The sequence below is a fragment of the Pantoea sp. B65 genome, assembly GCF_047308185.1.
Taxonomy (GTDB): domain Bacteria; phylum Pseudomonadota; class Gammaproteobacteria; order Enterobacterales; family Enterobacteriaceae; genus Erwinia.
This window is the reverse complement of sequence record NZ_JAHXPU010000023.1, coordinates 184,927-203,582: the sequence shown is the minus strand read 5'-3', so window position 1 is coordinate 203,582 and position 18,656 is coordinate 184,927. Positions and strand designations below refer to the sequence as shown.

Sequence of the window (18,656 nt, the reverse complement as noted above, 5' to 3'; positions counted from 1 at the left end):
GGCGGTAGTGGTCGATGGCATCAATCAGGGGTTCAGTAGCGTACTGACACAACCGGCGCTGTGGCAGGCGACGATAACCTCGCTACGCATCGCCCTGGCGGCCGGGGTGATCTGCGTGCTGCTGACCACCATGCTGCTATGGACCAGCCGCGAACTGCGGCTGCGTCAGCGTTTGCTGGCGGGTCAGGCGCTGGAACTGAGCGGGATGCTGATCCTCGCCATGCCGGGTATTGTGCTGGCTACCGGCTTCTTCCTGCTGCTGAACAGCAGCATCGGCTTGCCGCAATCCGCCGATAGTCTGGTGATTTTTACCAATGCGCTAATGGCGATCCCCTATGCCATGAAGGTACTGGAAAACCCGCTGCGCGATATTGCCGAACGCTATAACCGGCTCTGCCTGTCGCTGGATATTAAGGGCTGGAACCGCGTCCGGCTGATCGAACTGAAAGCCCTGCAACGTCCGCTGGCGCAGGCACTGGCCTTTGCCTGTGTATTGTCGATTGGCGACTTTGGCGTGGTGGCGCTGTTTGGCAATGACGATTTCCGCACGCTGCCCTTCTGGCTTTATCAGCAGATCGGCTCGTATCGCAGTGAGCAGGGTGCGGTGACCGCTTTGCTGCTGCTGTTACTCTGTTTTCTGTTGTTCACCCTGATCGAAAAGCTGCCGGGACGCCATGCTTACGCTGAATAATTTAACTTATCTCTATAATCATCTGCCGATGCGTTTCTCCCTGACGATGCAGGCAGGTGAGCGGCTGGCGATCCTCGGCCCCAGCGGCGCCGGTAAAAGCACGCTGCTAAGTCTGATTGCCGGTTTTCTGCCGGCCAACAGCGGCACTATTATGCTTAACGGCGTCGACCATACCCACAGCGCACCGGCTCAACGACCGGTTTCCATGCTGTTTCAGGAAAACAATCTATTTCCCCATCTCAGCGTGGCGCAAAACATCGGACTTGGCCTGAATCCCGGTTTAAAACTCAGCCATCAGCAGCGACAGACGATTGACGATATCGCCCGCCGCGTCGGCCTGAGCGACTATCTTGATCGGCTGCCCGCGCAGCTCTCCGGCGGTCAGCGCCAGCGTGCCGCCCTGGCGCGCTGCCTGGTGCGGCAACAACCGTTACTGCTGCTGGATGAACCCTTTTCCGCTCTCGATCCGGCCCTGCGTAAAGAGATGCTGCTGCTGGTGGATGAGGTCTGTCGCGAACGGCAAATCACCTTACTGATGGTGTCGCACAGTCTGGAAGATGCACAGCAGATCGCCACACGCAGCGTGCTGATTGTCGATGGCCGGGTGTGCTGGGATGGCGCGACCGACACGCTGGTGGCCGGTGAAACGCGGGAAGCGGAGATATTAGGGGTGACGGTCAGATAGCGCGGGCCAGCGCATGCCGGCCCGCCGGTATCGGGCTATGCGCCGATAAATACCTGCCACAGCAGGTGGCGGAACAGCGGCATCATCGGATGAAACTGGATGGCGATAAAGCTGCCAGCCGCGATAACCAGCGCCAGCGGCGCCAGCCAGCGCAGGCGGCTAAGGGGTAATAGCGGCGTCGCCCAGTCATTTTGCTTACCGGCGCGTTTCCAGCGCCAGCACAGCCAGACCGCCAGCCACAGCACCACCGCCACTACCAGCAGCAGCCAGGTAAACATGCCGCTTTGTTCATCCTTCGGTACGTCAATTGCCACCCCGGCCAGAATTCCCGGCATAAAATAGAGCGGCGGCCACAGCAGGCAGCCAATAATATTAGGCGGCAGAAATTTCTTTACCGGCAGCTCGAGCATTCCGGCGACCAGCGGGATCAGCGGGCGCGTCGGGCCGACAAAGCGTCCGACCAGGATGGTAAACATACTGTGCTGATGCAGCGCATGCTCGGTTTTACTCAGCATCGACTTATGTTTTTTCAGGAACGACCAGCGATGCAGCGGCCCTTTAAACTTCCAGCCAATAGCGTACGAGATCCAGTCACCCAGCAGGCAGCCGATAACCCCGGCGCCCCAGGCCGGATAGAGCCCCATCTGGCCGCTACCAATCAGTGCGCCAAGGGTTGCCATCAGGACGGTGCCGGGCAATAACAGCCCGACCAGCGCCAGCGATTCGAGAAACGCCACCAGCATCACCGCCACCAGCGACCATGCCAGCGATTGCGTAATTAAATGTTCCAGCCAGACTTCCATAACGTTCCATTCAAATATTTGGGAGGTTGGATTGTCCTGACCCACTCCGGCAGCGTCAAGGCTTGTTTTGTATGGGAGTGTTGGCTTATGTCAACGCCAGCGCCGCTGGCCGCTTAAGGCGCCAGCATCACCACCTTAAACTGACTGGGAACCGTACGCATCCCCACCATATTGGTCGAATTTTGCAGGCTCAGGCTGGTCAGACGGGTCGCCGGCGAGCCTTTCAGCAGCACGCTAAATGAACCGGTCAGATGACGCGCCGGCCCCATCAGGGTACCCGATATCACCCCGCCAAGAACCCCGACATTATCACCATTCGTCAGCGGAATAATCGTCGCCAGATTATGGGCCGGCATCCCCATAAACAGAATATTTAATGCGGTGGGGATCGCCGTGGCGCCCAGCGCAATATTGACATAAGGCAACGGCGCCGGCAGCGGTAACGGCGTTAAACAGATATCCGGCAATGCCAGATCGCTGCCGGTTAACTGACAATTAGCAAACATCGCGCGCTACCCCATATGAATCTGACCGGCGTCCACTTTGGCGATGGCGCTGGCGGTAATCACGGTATTTTGCGCATGCAGATGCAGATAGTTTTCCGCCTTTACATCCAGCTGGCCGACCCGTAAATGTTCGCACTGCCGGGTATGACGAAATACGTTATGGCCGATCTGGGTAATGGTTTGCCATACTGACTCGCAGCGTTTTCCCATCATACTGGTCAGACTGATCCAGGCCGACAGCGAATCGCCGCTGTATTTTAGCGCCCCGATCTGACACTCCCCTTCTGTCGCCGTAACGCGCAGACGCTGGCTGTTCAGGCTCAGCTCGCCGTGGCTAATAATCTGCAGCGGGCCGTCGCTGCGCAGTTCCGCCACCTGTTGCGGCGCGGCGCGTTCGAGGATCGCCAGCAACCATATGGTCTGCTGAGTGGTCGTCAGCAGCACCGTATCGCCAACCGCAGGCGCCAGCAAACAGCTGGCGGCACGACGGCAGTGCCAGCCGCGCTCAGCACACTCTACGGTTAGCGTACCGTCAGGAAACAGATGGGTGACGCGCCCTGGCGCCTGTGGCTCTGGCAGCGGCGCCAGCGGATAACAGTGGTTAGCAGTGATCATAGTGTGTGTACCCTCAGTTAACTGCGACTTTGGTGAAGCTGACTCCAGGCTTCAGCGGCCAGTAACTCATCATCCTGTTCAATCGCCGCAGGACGATGCGAAAATTGCGTCTGCGTTTGCCGGCTGGAATGGAAACGCGTTCTGAAAAAAACCGCCGCGCGAAAATCGGCGTGACTGAGATCGGCCGAGGAAAAATCGGCCCATGTCAGATCGCAGGCGGCAAAGCAGGCCGCCGGAGCCTGCGCCTGCTGCAAAATGGTCTGAAACAGACGACTGCCGCTAAAATCGGCGTCGGCCAGCCGGGCGCCGAGAAAAATCGCCTGGTCAAACACTGCCTGCTGACAGCGGGCGGCGGTGAGATTGGCGGCGGTGAACAGCGCCTGGCTGGCAACCGCCTGTTGTAAATTCGCCCTCTGCAGGGCGGCGCCGCTGAAGTTGCACTGCATCAGTTGCGCGCCGGAAAAATCCACCGCCTCCAGTTTGCCGTCGGTAAACTGACAACCGGCAAACTCCTGCTGCGCATAGCAGCAGCCGCGCTGGTTACAGGCAAAAAATACGCAGCGATCAAAACGGCTGGCGGCGAAATCCGTTTGCCGCAGGTCGAGGCCGTAAAAAGTGGTCAGCAGGCACTGCATGGCGTCCATCCGCGCCCCCGGCAACGGCGTCTGAAAGAATGCCGAATGCCGCAGTTGCGCGCCGGAGAAGCAACTCTGATTTAACCGGCACTCCATATAGTGATTTTTATCCTGCTGGCTGTGGGCAAAGCGCGCGCCGGTCAGGTTGCATTGATTAAACAGCAGCTCCGTCAGTCGGGTATGCTCCGCCAGCAGCGCGACCATTTCGCACTGGTTAAAGCGCGTCTGGTGCAGCTGCGCCTGACTCAGTCGCGCGCCATTCAGCACGCAGGCAATAAACACCGTTTCGCACAGATTGGCGCCGCTAAAATCGGCATCACTGGCATCCACCTCCTGTAACATCCCGCCAGCCAAATCCAGCCCGCGCAGATTCGCACCGCGTAAAGAAACCTGCTCAATTAATTCACCATTTTTAATCTTCTGTTGCAGCGCCTGGGGAGTAATACGGTTCATCCCGGCTCCCGATCGCGGGTCGGCAAGGTTTTGATGCGCCGGGTATAGGCCGCGCTAAGCTGCGTGGCCGCGTTAATCAGCGCCTGCGAGATATCGGCGCGAAACAGATTCGCCCCCTGCAGCCGGGCGCCGCTCAGCTGACTCTTTGGCAACAGCGCGCCCGTCAGATCGCTGTCCACCAGCGAGGCATCACGGAGGTCAGTACGCACCAACAGACAGCCAGCCAGTTTGCTGCGCGTCATATCGGCATGGCGGCAATGCGCCTCGCTCAGATCGCTGTTCTCCAGTTTTGCCAGCCGGAAGCAGGACCTTTCCAGCTGCAGCTGGCGTAAATTGCACCCGCTGAGGGTGGCGTGGGTAAAATCGGCGCCCTGTAAATTGCTGTCGGCGGGGAAAGCGCAGCCAAGCAGTGTTGCGCCGCAGAAATGGCTGTCAATCGCCTGCGTCTCCACCAGCGAGCAATGGGTTAATTGCGCGCCGGAGAACAGGGCCTGCTGTAGGTTACAGCGCATAAAGCTGACCTTATTTAACCTGGCCGCGCTGAAATCCGGCGCCACCAGCCGCAGCGCTAAAAACAGCAGATTATCCAGCGTCGCCTGCTGAAACCCGCCATATTCAAAGCGGACATGTTGCAGCGCCATATCGCTAAAACTGGCGCCGGCAAATTGGCAATGCGCAAAACTGGCTTGCTCACAGCCCGTGGCAAAGAAATGGGCGCCGGAAAAATCACTATGGCGACACCGGGCAGCGGCCAGCGAAGCCTGGTCGAACACCGCATGGCATACGCTGCTGTGATTAAATTCCGCGCGCACCAACACCGCCTGAGTAAAATTGGCCCCGGACAGCTGGCTGTGGCTGAAATTCGCGTTCTCCAGCAGCGCCCGGGAAAAGTTGGCGCCGCGCAGATCAAGCTGCGAGAGATCGGCGCCGGTTAAATCCAGCCCGCTAAAATCGCCGCTCAGCGCCATGGTTGCGCGCACCCGGTTGCGGATAATCGCCTGTGTTTCCGGGCTAAGGCGCGGCGGCGCGTCCTGCGATAGCGCTGACATCAGGTAGATCTGATGCAGCGCGGCGCCGATCCCGGCGTGCTGTTTCTCACTGAACTGCGCCTGATGGCGATGCAGCAACTCATGCATCTGGTGCAGCCCTTCCGCGCCACACGGTAACTGCGTCGCCGATGGCATCTGCTGCTGATAGTCGTTACTGCGCTGTTCCGCCTGCGCGCGCAGTTCCCCGGCCTGCTGCTCCAGCCGCGCGACCAGCGCCGGCAGTTCATCCAGCGGCGGTATATCCACCGCCGGCCGCGGCGGAAACAGTTGATCAATATCCTGCCCCCGTTCCGCCAGCCGCGCGCGCTGCTGCTCACGCAGATTATGCTCGCGTTGCAGCATATTGGCCTGGAACGCACTGGCCGGTGCGGGCGGTTGCGTATCCAGCCATGGGCCGATCGCCTCTTCCGGCAGCAGATCTTTTTCGCGCAAGGCAAACAGCGCCCCCTGCTGTTTATCCAGTCGTTGCTGCAATACCTGCTGATAATGCCGCAGCGAACGCGGCGCGTTGCATTTTTCCAGTGCCGGCAAAATCTGCAGCACATCCGCCGCATCATCTTCGCTAATCGCCATACTCCCCTGCCAGATCAGCAACATCTGCTGCAGATGGGGGAAGAACCAGACGGTGGTGGCGCGTAGCGGCACCTCGGCAAAACAGGGCTGTTGCCGCTGCAGATGGTTGATAAAGCAGCGCGCCCGCCACGGCGGCAGGGTTCCCTGCAACAATGGCTGCTGCGGATGCATATTCCAGATGCGCCAGCGCGCCTGTGCCGGCAGACTGGCGCGATCCGGCCACCACTGATCCTCGCTGGCGGCATTAAATAAACGCCAGTCGGTATCGCGCGCAAAGCCGGGAAAATCCTGCTGTAGCCATCCGGCATCATACTGTGTGCCGATGCGCGTAAAGCGGCGCGGCCACAACATATCCAGCGGACCAAAGCTGGCCGGCTCAGGTTTCTCCGTGGCCAGAGGCAGGCACTGACTTAGCGCCTCAATATTGGGCAGCGGCGCGCCATCCTCACGGCAGAGTCCGATCCCCTGTGGATTATCGGCATAACCTTCACCACCGTATGCCCGGCGCCAGTCGACGCACATCTGCTCAAAAGGCCGCGGCGGCGAAGGCTGGCCATTGATCCAGTGGCGATCGCCGGAGACCCGCAGCGACTTACTTAGGCCGGCGACCTCAATCTTCACCGTACAGACGGTTTTCTCCTGTTGATGCCGGGTATAGGCGTTGCCGCTGGCCAGAAACTCAGCGCAGGCTTTCGGCAGCGCCAGATCCAGCACGCCGCCGCTGCCAGTTAATTCACTGGCGGCAAGTTGCCATAACTCGCTTTCCGGACGTAATTGCGGCGTACTGCTCATATCGGTTAACGCTAATAGTGAAATACCGAGCTGATTTTTCCCCTGCCAGCGAAACGGACGATTTAATACGCTCAGGCGCAACGGCTTAATTATCTTCATGACAGTATCCCGGATTCCTTTCCCTGCCTTCGGCGCCTTACATATATAAAAATACGCCGCTCATTAAGGTGCGCACCGCGGAAAGATCGACACCTAATTCCGACCCGCTGTATTTAATGGTATTGGTTTGCATGGTGACGCCGGTTTTCGCCAGGCTAAAACCGGTAACACTGCAGGCGACGCCTTTAATATCGTTACTCGAGATACTGCTGCCGATGGACATACCATTCATCTTAATATCCAGCCCATTAATACCGACATTAAATCCGGTGGTGGTATAGGCGTACTCCCTGGCATTCAGTGAACTGGCAGGGGCATCCATTTCAATGGTGGTATCACTTTTCAGGGTAATTTTATGCGGCGAGGAGATAACTATCTCACTGCCGTTCACCTCCTGCCGCCAGCCTCCGCCAATGGTGACCAGCAGATCGCCGTCAATCACCTCCTGCTTATTGCCGCCGGTACGCAACTGCAGATGGTTTTCTGCCGAAATATTCATATCGCGTTCGGCGTGCATGGTGAAAGATTCCCGCCCCGGCGCATCGTCGAGGAATAAAAAGCTGGCGTTGTCGCTACTGCCACCGCTACTGCGCGACATAAACCCCATCCGCGTGGCGGCGCTGGGCAACTCCCACGGCGGCATGTTCTGCTGGTTGTAGACGCGGCCGGTAATAATCGGCCGATCGGGATCGCCATTGATAAAATCCACCACCACTTCCTCACCGACACGCGGCACCTGCTGCGCGCCATATTTCCAGCCGGCCCAGCTGCTGGCAACCCGCACCCAGCACGAGCTACTGCCATCGCTGCCACCGTGACGATCCCAGCGAAACTTCAGCTTTACCCGGCCATATTGGTCGGTCCAGATGGTTTTACCCTCCGGCCCCACCACCTCCGCAGTTTGCGGTCCGTGAGTCTTTGGCCAGCGCGTCTGGCGCGGCGCACGCCAGTTGATATCGGCAGGCACTACGGTAAAACTGACCTGCTGCTCGCCCGCGCGCGCGCTGCCGCTGGCATAGGGGGCAGCGCGCAGCGACCAGTGGGTGCTGACGGTGAGATATTGCTGATCGTCCTGCTGACGCGGCGCTCCGGTTAAATTAAACAGATAGCCGGTCGCGATACCGCCAGCCGTGGCACTGCCGCTCATCTGTTGATGCTGCGCCGCAAACTCTTGCTGGCGCACGCGCGCATAAAACTCACCCTGTTCACGATCGTTAAAACGCCCCGGCCAGTCGAACACTTCGGCTTTGGCACCGGCGCCGGAGTATGGGTTCTGGCGTGCTTCCAGCAGTCGCGCGCGCGGCTGGCGAAAGTCATAATCATCCAGACTATACAGCGCCGGGGTAATGGCGCCGGTGGTACTCCAGCGGTGAATCCCCTCGCGCTGCTGCTCTGACGCCGTCCAGGGAATAGCCTCATAGCCCGGCAGGGTGCCATGCGCCAGCGGACCGTCGGCCAGAATTAAAATCTGCCGATCCGCCTGATGGGAAAAATAGTAATAAATCCCTTCATGCTCCATCAGGCGACTAATAAAATCGAAATCGCTCTCCTGATATTGCACGCAATAACTCCACTGGCGATAACGCCAGCTCAGCTGATTACTGAACGGAATATGATGCGCATTAAATACCTCGGTGAGGATCTGCGGCACACTTTTTTCCTGCCAGATACGAAAATCGCGGTTTTGCGTTAAATACCATAAGGCGGGACGGAGAATAGCGCGATATAACGCATAGCGTTCATCGTGCGCTTCAACGCCGCTATAGCTAATCTGGCTCATAATGCCGGTTAAATAACGCGGTGTGGCGGTGTGATTTTTTAATTCAATCGTTAATACGCCACCCAGTAGCGCAGTCAGCCCGATATGATGGTCGAGGCTTAATAATTCGACGTCAAAGGCATACAGTGAGGAGAGTTGCTCGCTACCGCTCAATGATTTGAACAGCAGCCGATCATCAGCCAGCGGCGTGTGGGCTACGATTACGCGTTCCATGGAAAACATCCTTTTAGTTAATGCCGTGCCAGCCTGGCGCAGGTCATCATCACTCACTGTGATGACATCAAGGTTTAGCAGCTGGATCAGAATGCCGCCAGCAAATGCAGCAAAAATCGCCGCTCTGCGCTGCAGCGCCACTAAGGAACTGTATAAATAAACATGCTACTATTATTTACAGTTAACGAATAAGGGGTCCGGGTGGACAACGCGCGCGCAGGCTTTTTACTCACTCGCCACTGGCGGGATACCGCGACAGGTACCGAGGTGGTGTTGTGGCTGGCAACTGATGCCGGGCCACAGCGGCTGGTGCTGCCGGAGCAGGAGTCCGTGGCTTTTATCCCGCAAATCTACCAGCAGCAGGTGCAGCAACTGCTGGTCAATGAACGTCATTACCGCATTGCTGCGCTTGAGCTCAAAGATTTTCGCCAGCGCCCGGTATTTGCCCTTTACTGCCGCCAGTATCGCCAGCTGCAGCGGCTGGAGAAGCTGCTGCGCGAACACCAGATCACCCTGTATGAAGCGGATATCCGGCCGCCGGAACGCTTTTTAATGGAGCGCTTTATTACCGCGCCGGTGTGGTTTAGTGGTCAACCGGTCGGCAACAGCCTGGTGAATGCGCGTCTGAAACCCCATCCGGACTACCGGCCGCCGCTGAAATGGGTGTCGCTGGATATCGAAACCACCCAGCACGGCGAACTGTACTGCATTGGCCTGGAAGGCTGCGGCCAGCGTGATGTGTATATGCTGGGGCCGGAAAATGGCGATGCCAGCCAGCTCGATTTTAATCTGGAATATGTCAACAGCCGCCCGCAACTGCTGGAAAAACTTAACGCCTGGTTTCAGCAGCACGATCCCGACGTGGTGATTGGCTGGAGCGTGGTACAGTTTGATCTGCGCGTCCTGCAAAAACATGCCGACCGCTATGCTATTCCGCTGCGCCTTGGCCGCGATCGGCAAACGCTGGAGTGGCGCGAACACGGTTTTAAACCTGGGGTATTTTTCGCCCAGGCCGCCGGGCGCCTGATTATTGACGGCATTGAAGCGCTGAAATCGGCCTTCTGGAACTTCTCCTCATTCAGCCTCGAAGCGGTGTCGCGCGAGCTGTTGGGAGAAGGCAAAGCGATTGATAATCCGTGGCAGCGCATGGAGGAGATTAACCAGCGCTTCGCCAACGACAAACCGGCGCTGGCGCGCTATAACCTGAAAGATTGTGAGCTGGTTACGCGCATCTTTCAGCATACCGAACTGATGCCATTCTTACTGGAACGCGCTTCGGTCAATGGTCTGGCGGTAGATCGTCACGGCGGCTCTGTAGCCGCCTTCAGCCACCTCTATCTGCCGCGTATGCACCGCGCCGGTTATGTCGCCCCCAATCTCGGCGAGATCGCCCCGGAAGCCAGCCCGGGCGGCTATGTAATGGATTCGCGCCCCGGCCTGTACGATTCGGTGCTGGTGCTGGATTATAAAAGCCTTTATCCGTCAATTATCCGTACCTTTCTTATCGATCCGGTCGGCCTGGTGGCCGGACTGGCGACGCCGGACGACGCGCACTCGGTGCCCGGATTCCGTCATGCGCGTTTCTCGCGCAGCGAACACTGCCTGCCGGAGATCGTAAAGCAGATTTGGCAGGGGCGCGAAGCGGCGAAAAAGCACGGCAATAAGCCGCTGTCGCAGGCGCTGAAAATTATTATGAACGCCTTTTATGGCGTCCTCGGCACCAGCGCCTGCCGCTTCTTCGACCCGCGTCTCGCCTCCTCGATCACCCTGCGTGGCCATGAGATTATGCGTCAGACGCGCGAACTGATTGAGGCAGAGGGCTATGATGTGATCTATGGCGATACCGACTCCACCTTTGTCTGGCTGAAATCGCCGCATAATGAAGCGCAGGCGACGGAAATAGGCCAGCGGCTGGTGGCGAAAGTTAACCACTGGTGGCGTGAGCATCTCCGCCAGCAGTTTGCACTGGAAAGCGCGCTGGAACTGGAGTTCGAAACCCATTTCAGCCGTTTTTTAATGCCGACCATTCGCGGCGCCGAACAGGGCAGCAAAAAACGTTATGCCGGGTTAATTACCGACGGCGATCGGGCGCGCATGGTGTTTAAGGGGCTGGAAACCGTACGTACCGACTGGACGCCGCTGGCGCAACAGTTCCAGCAGGAGTTATATCAGCGTATTTTTCAGCGTCAGCCTTATCAGGATTTTATTCGCGAAACCGTGCGTCAGCTACTGGACGGTGAACTTGATGATCGGCTGGTATTTAAAAAACGTTTACGTCGGCCACTCGAAGAGTATCAACGTAACGTGCCGCCCCACGTGCGCGCCGCACGGCTGGCGGATGAATCCAACCGCAAGCTGGGACGCCCGCTGCAGTATCAAAACGGCGGCTATATTCGCTATGTGATGGCCACCTCAGGGCCGGAACCGCTGGAGGCGCGAATGACGCCGCTCGACTATGATCACTATCTTACGCGCCAGCTGCAGCCGGTGGCGGACGGTATTCTGCCGTTTATGCAGGATGACTTTGCGAGATTAATTACCGGACAGTTAGGGCTGTTTTGACAGGTGACGAATGCGTTACCTTCCAGTACCATAGCGCCCTTCCTGAACTTCAACGCTCCGCGCCTTCAGCCAGACTCTTATTTGTCCGGCCGCAGTGCTATTGCCCGGAGCGCGTTCAAAAAAACTTTTTTAGAGAATCGAGCCAACTATCTATGCCTTTTACACTTGGTCAACGCTGGATCAGCGATACGGAAAGCGAACTGGGACTGGGAACCGTTGTTGCACTTGATGCACGGATGGTGACAGTGTTATTCCCGGCTACGGGTGAAAACCGTCTCTATGCCAGAAATGATTCTCCGATTACCCGAGTGATCTTCAATCCGGGCGATACCATTACCAGCCATGAAGGCTGGCAGCTGGAAGTGGAAGACGCGATCGACGAAAACGGTCTGATGGCGTATGTCGGTAAACGCCTCGATACTGAAGAGAGTGGCGTGATGCTGCGTGAAGTGATGCTGGACAGCAAATTAGTGTTCAGTAAACCGCAGGATCGCCTGTTTGCCGGTCAGCTCGATCGTATGGATCGCTTTGCCCTGCGTTTCCGCGCGCGTAAATACCACAGTGAACAGTACCGCCTGCCGATCAGCGGTCTGCGTGGCATGCGTACCAACCTGATCCCGCATCAGCTGCATATTGCGCACGATGTTGGCCGTCGCCATGCGCCGCGCGTATTGCTGGCCGATGAAGTTGGCCTCGGTAAAACCATTGAAGCAGGCATGATCATCCATCAGCAACTGCTGGCGGGCCGCGCCGAACGCGTACTGATTGTGGTGCCGGAAACCCTGCAACACCAGTGGCTGGTCGAGATGCTGCGCCGCTTCAACCTGCGCTTTGCGCTGTTTGATGACGATCGCTATGCCGAAGCGCAGCACGACAGCGACAACCCGTTTGATACCGAACAGCTGGTGATCTGTTCGCTGGACTTTGTCCGCCGCAATAAGCAGCGGCTGGAGAAAATGGCCGATGCCGCATGGGATCTGCTGATTGTCGATGAAGCTCACCATCTGGCCTGGAGCGAAGGCGAACCAAGCCGTGAATATCAGGTTATTGAACAACTTGCCGAACAGATCCCCGGCGTGCTGCTGCTGACCGCAACGCCGGAACAGCTGGGGATGGAGAGCCACTTTGCCCGTCTGCGCCTGCTGGATCCGGATCGTTTCCACGATTTCGCCCAGTTTGTCGAAGAGCAACAGAACTTCCGTCCGATTGCCGATGCGGTGGCAATGCTGCTGGCCGACAAAACCATCTCGGCTAACGAGATGAATATGCTGAACGACCTGGTGGGCGAGCAGGATATTGAACCGCTGCTGCAGGTGGCTAACAGTAACCGCGAAGGCAAACAGCAGGCGCGTCAGGAACTGATTAGCATGCTGATGGATCGCCATGGCACCAGCCGCGTGCTGTTCCGTAACACCCGTAACGGGGTGAAAGGCTTCCCGAAACGCGAACTGCATCAGATTCGTCTGCCGCTGCCGCTGCAGTATCAGACGGCCATTAAAGTCTCCGGCATTATGGGGGCGCGTAAGTCAGCCGATGAACGCGCGCGCGACATGCTCTATCCGGAGCAGATTTATCAGGAATTTGAAGGCGATACCGGCACCTGGTGGAACTTTGATCCGCGCGTTGAGTGGCTGATGGGCTATCTGACCAGCAACCGTGACGAAAAAGTGCTGGTGATCTGTGCCAAAGCGGCGACCGCGCTGCAACTTGAGCAGGTACTGCGCGAGCGCGAAGCGATTCGCGCGGCGGTATTCCATGAAGGCTTATCGATTATCGAACGTGACCGTGCGGCCGCCTACTTCGCCACCGAAGAGGGTGGCGCGCAGGTGCTGCTGTGTTCAGAGATCGGCTCCGAAGGTCGTAACTTCCAGTTCGCCAGCCGTCTGGTAATGTTTGATCTGCCGTTTAACCCGGATCTGCTGGAACAGCGTATTGGTCGTCTGGATCGTATCGGTCAGGCGCACGATATTCAGATTATGGTGCCGTATCTGGAAAAAACCGCGCAGGCGGTGCTGGTCAGCTGGTATCACGCCGGGCTCGACGCCTTTGAACATACCTGCCCGACCGGGCGCGCCATCTATGACAGCGTCTATCAGCAGCTGATTGAGTATCTGGCGGCGCCGGAAAACCCGCAGGGACTGGAAGAATTTATTCACCAGTGCCGCAGCCAGCATGATGCGCTGAAAGCCCAGCTGGAACAGGGCCGAGACCGTCTGCTGGAGCTGAACTCCAATGGCGGCGAGCAGGCGCAGGCGCTGGCCGACCGGATTGGCGAGCAGGATAATGATATTGAGCTGGTGAACTTTGCGCTTAATCTGTTCGATATTATTGGCATCAATCAGGAAGATCGCAGTGATAACCTGATCGTGCTGACGCCGGGCGATCATATGCTGGTACCGGACTTCCCGGGGCTGCCGGAAGATGGCTGCACCATTACCTTCGATCGCGCGCAGGCGCTGGCGCGTGAAGATGCGCAGTATATCACCTGGGAACACCCGATCATCCGTAACGGTCTGGATCTGATCCTCTCCGGCGATACCGGCAGCTGCGCGCTGTCGCTGCTGAAAAATAAAGCGTTGCCGGTTGGCACCCTGCTGGTGGAGATGATTTACGTGGTCGAAGCGCAGGCGCCGAAGCATCTGCAGCTGACTCGCTTCCTGCCGCCGACGCCGATCCGCATGCTGGTGGACCGTAAAGGAACCAACCTCGCCGCTAAGGTGGAGTTTGAAAGCTTTAACCGTCAGCTGAATGCGGTCAATCGTCATACCGGCAGCAAGCTGGTTAATGCGCTGCAACAGGATGTCCACGCGATTCTGAAATTATCTGAAGAGCAGGCGGCGGCAGAAGCCCGACAGGTAATTGATGCCGCGCGCCAGGAAGCGGACGAGAAACTCAGCGCCGAACTGTCACGCCTGGAAGCACTGAAAGCGGTTAACCCGAACATTCGTGATGATGAGGTTGAAGCGCTGGAGAGTAATCGCGCCCAGGTGCTGGCCAGCCTGAACGACGCCGGCTGGCGTCTGGATGCGCTGCGCCTGATTGTGGTGACGCACCAATAATGGAACCTTACAATCCGCCGGCAGAGCCATGGCTGCATATCCTCTACCAGGATGAGCATATTATGGTGGTCAATAAACCCAGTGGTTTGCTGTCGGTGCCCGGCCGTCTGGCGGAGCATAAAGACAGCGTGATGACGCGCATTCAGCGTGATTATCCGCAGGCCGAATCGGTACATCGACTGGATATGGCGACCAGCGGCGTGATTGTGGTGGCGCTAACGAAAGCCGCTGAGCGTGAGCTGAAGCGGCAGTTCCGCGAGCGTGAACCGCAGAAGACCTATGTTGCGCGCGTCTGGGGACATCCGCAGCCGGAGAAAGGACTGGTTGATTTACCGCTGATCTGTGACTGGCCGAACCGGCCAAAGCAGAAAGTCTGTTTTGTCAGCGGCAAACCGGCGCAGACCGAGTATCAGGTACTGGAGTATGCCGCCGATAACAGCGCGCGCGTGCGCCTGAAGCCGATTACCGGGCGTTCGCACCAGTTACGTGTGCATATGCTGGCGCTGGGCCATCCGATTCTGGGGGATAATTTTTATGCCCATGATGAAGCGCGGGCGATGGCGCCAAGGTTGCAGCTGCATGCTGAGATGCTGACGATTACCCATCCGCAATATAAAACGCCGATGACCTTTCGCCAGCCGGCGGATTTTTAGCGGTCAGTGCAAGCCATTGATACGGGCGGCATTAATGCCGTCATTGCGGTCAGTGCAAACCATTGATACGGGCGGCATTAATGCCGCCCCTACAGGCGTTATTTGAAGTTCTTCTCGCGTTTAATTAAATCATACGCCGCCTGAATCTCCTGCGCTTTCTGCTTCGCCATCTCCATCATTTCTGGCGGCAAGCCTTTCGCCACCAGCTTATCAGGATGATGTTCACTCATCAGCTTGCGGTAAGCACGCTTGATGGTGACGGCATCGTCGCTGCTTTTCACCCCCAGCACGCTACAGGCATCTTCCAGCGTCGGCCCACGCTGAGCCTGCTGAAAACCGCCCTGCGCCGAATCGCCCCAGGATTGATTGCCGCCGCCAAACTGCTGGCCGCTCTGCATCATGCGCAGAAACTGGTCGAACTGGCTGCGGGAGATCCCCAGCTCTTCGCCAATCACATACAATACCTGGCGCTCGTTGGGATGCAGCGAACCATCGGCAAAGGCCGCCTGAATCTGGATTTCCAGAAACATCCGAATCAGATCGAAACGGCCAAAACAGGCGCTGCGCAGTTCGCGTAACTTAGTACGCAGCGGGTATTCCCCCTGCTTACCTTCACGAAACGCCTGCTGCGCAGCGGTACGCGCCGCGCCATGCAACTGCATGCGATCCATCAGCAACGACGCCATCTGGATATCCGCATCGGTCACCCGCCCTTTCGATTTGGTTAAATGCCCCATCACCTGGAAGGTGGTGCGAAAGAACAGCGTTTGCCGCGTTTGTTGATTGGCGAAATACCCCCGTCCTTGCGCGCTGCGAATCTTATCAAACATATGGCCAATAAGCAGGCCAATCGCCAGGCCCCAGAAGCCGGCTCCAGACAACAAACCCAGCACAAGGCCAAGTACTTTTCCCCAATAGCGCATATACTCCTCAATTCGCCATGCTGAAGGCTAAAAATTGCATTATCATACCTGTCATTTATCTCAGAGCCTAACGGCAACGCGGGTAAACGAGCAGGATAACACTAGCGCAACGCTGTTGAGTAAGTTAGTCTCTGACCGTTTGTCGGCATGATGCCAGTTATCACGGAATTCTCGATACCGCGTATGAAAAAACGTATACCTAGTTTGCTGGCCACACTGATTGGTTCAGCGCTTTACAGTCAGCAAGTGCTTGCAGACGATCTGATGTCGCAGTGCATGCTAGGCGTGCCAAGCTACAATCGACCTCTGGTGCAGGGGCAAACCAATCAACTGCCGGTAACGATTAACGCTGATAACGCAAAAGGCAACTATCCCGATGATGCGGTATTTACCGGCAATGTCGATGTGCAGCAGGGCAATAGCAGCCTGAAAGCCGATGAAGTTCAGGTGCATCAGCGCATGCTGCCGCAGCAAACGGTGCCGACACGTACCGTCGATGCGCTGGGCAATGTGCACTATGACGACAATCAGGTGATCCTGAAAGGGCCGAAAGCCTGGTCAAATCTGAATACCAAAGACACTAACGTCTGGAACGGCGACTATCAGATGGTCGGTCGCCAGGGGCGCGGCGTTGCCGATCAGATGAAACTGCGCGGTGAAAACCGTTACACCATTCTGGAAAACGGCACCTTTACCACCTGTCTGCCCGGCGATAATAGCTGGAGCGTGGTCGGTTCGGAAGTGATTCAGGATCGCCAGGAAGAGGTGGCGGAGATCTGGAACGCCCGCTTTAAACTTGGCGCCGTGCCGGTATTTTACAGCCCGTATCTGCAGCTGCCGATCGGCGATCGCCGCCGTTCCGGTTTCCTGATCCCGAATGCCAAATATGGCAGTAATAACGGCTTTGAATTTATTCTGCCGTACTACTGGAATATCGCGCCGAACTTTGATGCCACCCTGACGCCGCACTACTTGAGCAAGCGTGGCGTGCAGTATCAGAATGAGTTTCGATATCTGACCACCGCCGGCGCAGGCCTGGTGGAGCTGGATTATCTGCCATCGGACGATCAGTTCAACCGTGATCATCCGGATGAAAAAGATTCGAATCGCTGGTTCTTCTACTGGCGCCATGCGGGCGTCTACGAGAAAAACTGGCGCTTCAACGCTGACTACTCAAAAGTCAGCGACTCTTACTACTTTAACGATCTGGATTCGCCGTTCTACTCATCCACCGACGGCTATCTGACGCAAAAATTCAGCGTTGGCTATGCCGAAGAGAACTGGAACGCCACGCTGTCGAGTAAAGACTTCCAGGTGTTCTCGGTACGCAATGTGTACCGCGCGCAGCCACAGTTTGATTTTAACGCCTATCAAAACGATGTCGGTCCGTTTGATACCCACCTGTATGGCCAGGCGGTGAAATTTACCAACGTCGACCCACGCTATCCTGAGGCGACACGTCTGCACCTTGAGCCGACCATCAATCTGCCGATGGCCAATAGCTGGGGCAGTCTGAATACCGAAGCCAAACTGCTGGCCACCCATTACCAGCAGGAAAACGTTGATTATTACAATAACAGCGTCGATACCAGCAAAACCAATCAGCTGAAAGAGTCAGTCAACCGCGTAATGCCGCAATTTAAAGTTGACGGTAAAATGGTCTATGACCGCGAGATGAACTGGGCGGAGGGTTACACGCAGACGCTGGAACCACGCGCGCAGTACCTGTATATCCCGTATCGCGACCAGAGCCATATCAACGCCTATGACTCGACGCTGCTGCAAACTGACTACACCGGCCTGTTCCGCGATCGTACTTATAGTGGTCTGGATCGCATCGCATCGGCCAACCAGGTGACCACCGGCGTCACTTCTCGTATTTATGATACCGATCTGGTTGAACGTTTTAACGTTTCTGTGGGTCAAATCTACTCGTTTACCCCTTCTCGCACCGGCCTGAACACCGTCAGCGAAGAAGATGACACTGGCAGCCTGGTGTGGGCCGGTGATACATACTGGAAAATTAGCGATCGCTGGAGCACGCGCGGCGGTATTCAGTACGATACGCGACTGGATAATGTTTCGCAGGGGAATGCGGTGCTGGAGTATCGTCGTGACGCGGATCGTATGATTCAGCTGAGCTATCGCTACAGCAGTCCGGATTATGTTGCGTCTGCCTTGCAGAGTGATATTTCAACCAACCCGATCTATAAAGATGGCATTTCGCAGGTTGGCACCACAGCAAGCTGGCCGATTGCTGATGCGTGGTCTGTTGTCGGCGCCTACTACTACGACACCAAATCGCGACAGCCTGCCGATCAGCTGGTGGGCCTGCAATACAGCTCTTGCTGTTATGCCATTCGCCTGGGTTACGAACGCAAAATCAACGGTTGGGAAAACGAAAACAGTAAATATGATAACCAAATCTCGTTCAACATTGAACTGCGTGGCCTGAGCTCTAACTACGGCTTAGGAACCGGTCAAATGCTGCGTCAGGGTATTCTGCCTTACCAGCGCGCTTTCTGATGTTGTAATGTTTGGCATGCAAACCCGCAGTGCGGAAAG

The 18,656-nt window shown here is 57.0% G+C and carries 13 protein-coding genes; 6 read left to right on the top strand and 7 right to left on the bottom strand.

Annotated elements, in window-relative coordinates; genetic code table 11:
- Both JWF83_RS10945 and thiQ read left to right on the top strand, forming a co-directional pair.
- A partial coding sequence (locus tag JWF83_RS10945) for an ABC transporter permease subunit (protein ID WP_413650233.1) occupies positions 1 to 691 on the top strand: 691 nt, incomplete at its 5' end.
- Positions 675 to 1,376: a thiamine ABC transporter ATP-binding protein ThiQ gene (gene thiQ, locus JWF83_RS10940; RefSeq protein WP_413650232.1), complete on the top strand. Its 702-nt coding sequence runs from the start codon at positions 675 to 677 to the stop codon at positions 1,374 to 1,376. The genes JWF83_RS10945 and thiQ, both read left to right, overlap by 17 nt.
- Before the next feature lie 35 nt (positions 1,377 to 1,411).
- Here thiQ and JWF83_RS10935 read toward each other — a convergent pair whose 3' ends face one another.
- The 6 genes from JWF83_RS10935 to JWF83_RS10910 all read right to left on the bottom strand — a co-directional run bounded on the left by JWF83_RS10935 (position 1,412) and on the right by JWF83_RS10910 (position 8,894).
- Positions 1,412 to 2,179 (bottom strand): DedA family protein, encoded by a 768-nt coding sequence (locus tag JWF83_RS10935; RefSeq protein ID WP_413650231.1) that lies wholly within the window; start codon positions 2,177 to 2,179, stop codon positions 1,412 to 1,414.
- 113 nt (positions 2,180 to 2,292) lie between these two features.
- Positions 2,293 to 2,685, bottom strand: a complete 393-nt coding sequence (locus tag JWF83_RS10930; protein WP_413650230.1) for a DUF4150 domain-containing protein — start codon at positions 2,683 to 2,685, stop codon at positions 2,293 to 2,295.
- A 6-nt stretch (positions 2,686 to 2,691) separates the two neighbouring features.
- Positions 2,692 to 3,300 (bottom strand): DUF3540 domain-containing protein, encoded by a 609-nt coding sequence (locus JWF83_RS10925; protein WP_413650229.1) that lies wholly within the window; start codon positions 3,298 to 3,300, stop codon positions 2,692 to 2,694.
- A gap of 17 nt (positions 3,301 to 3,317) precedes the next feature.
- Positions 3,318 to 4,388, bottom strand: coding sequence for a pentapeptide repeat-containing protein (locus tag JWF83_RS10920; protein ID WP_413650228.1), 1,071 nt, complete (start codon positions 4,386 to 4,388; stop codon positions 3,318 to 3,320).
- Positions 4,385 to 6,901, bottom strand: coding sequence for a DUF2169 domain-containing protein (locus JWF83_RS10915; protein ID WP_413650227.1), 2,517 nt, complete (start codon positions 6,899 to 6,901; stop codon positions 4,385 to 4,387). The genes JWF83_RS10920 and JWF83_RS10915 overlap by 4 nt, the downstream gene beginning before the upstream one ends.
- A gap of 37 nt (positions 6,902 to 6,938) precedes the next feature.
- Positions 6,939 to 8,894, bottom strand: a complete 1,956-nt coding sequence (locus JWF83_RS10910) for a type VI secretion system Vgr family protein (protein WP_413650226.1) — start codon at positions 8,892 to 8,894, stop codon at positions 6,939 to 6,941.
- Positions 8,895 to 9,095: 201 nt separating this feature from the next.
- Here JWF83_RS10910 and polB point away from each other — a divergent pair, with 201 nt between their 5' ends.
- The 3 genes from polB (at position 9,096) to rluA (ending at position 15,168) form a co-directional block, all read left to right on the top strand.
- Positions 9,096 to 11,456, top strand: coding sequence for a DNA polymerase II (gene polB / locus JWF83_RS10905; RefSeq protein ID WP_413650225.1), 2,361 nt, complete (start codon positions 9,096 to 9,098; stop codon positions 11,454 to 11,456).
- A gap of 152 nt (positions 11,457 to 11,608) precedes the next feature.
- Positions 11,609 to 14,515, top strand: a complete 2,907-nt coding sequence (gene rapA / locus JWF83_RS10900; protein ID WP_413650224.1) for an RNA polymerase-associated protein RapA — start codon at positions 11,609 to 11,611, stop codon at positions 14,513 to 14,515.
- Positions 14,515 to 15,168 (top strand): bifunctional tRNA pseudouridine(32) synthase/23S rRNA pseudouridine(746) synthase RluA, encoded by a 654-nt coding sequence (rluA, locus tag JWF83_RS10895; RefSeq protein WP_413650223.1) that lies wholly within the window; start codon positions 14,515 to 14,517, stop codon positions 15,166 to 15,168. Before rapA ends, rluA begins: the two co-directional genes overlap by 1 nt.
- Positions 15,169 to 15,266: 98 nt before the next feature.
- Here the strand turns inward: rluA and djlA are convergent, their stop codons facing one another.
- The gene (gene djlA, locus JWF83_RS10890; RefSeq protein WP_413650222.1) at positions 15,267 to 16,091 is read right to left on the bottom strand and encodes a co-chaperone DjlA; all 825 of its coding nucleotides are present in this window, start codon (positions 16,089 to 16,091) and stop codon (positions 15,267 to 15,269) included.
- 183 nt (positions 16,092 to 16,274) lie between these two features.
- Between djlA and lptD the strand changes: the two genes are divergently transcribed.
- Positions 16,275 to 18,617 (top strand): LPS assembly protein LptD, encoded by a 2,343-nt coding sequence (lptD, locus tag JWF83_RS10885; RefSeq protein WP_413650221.1) that lies wholly within the window; start codon positions 16,275 to 16,277, stop codon positions 18,615 to 18,617.
- Positions 18,618 to 18,656 lie beyond the last annotated feature (39 nt).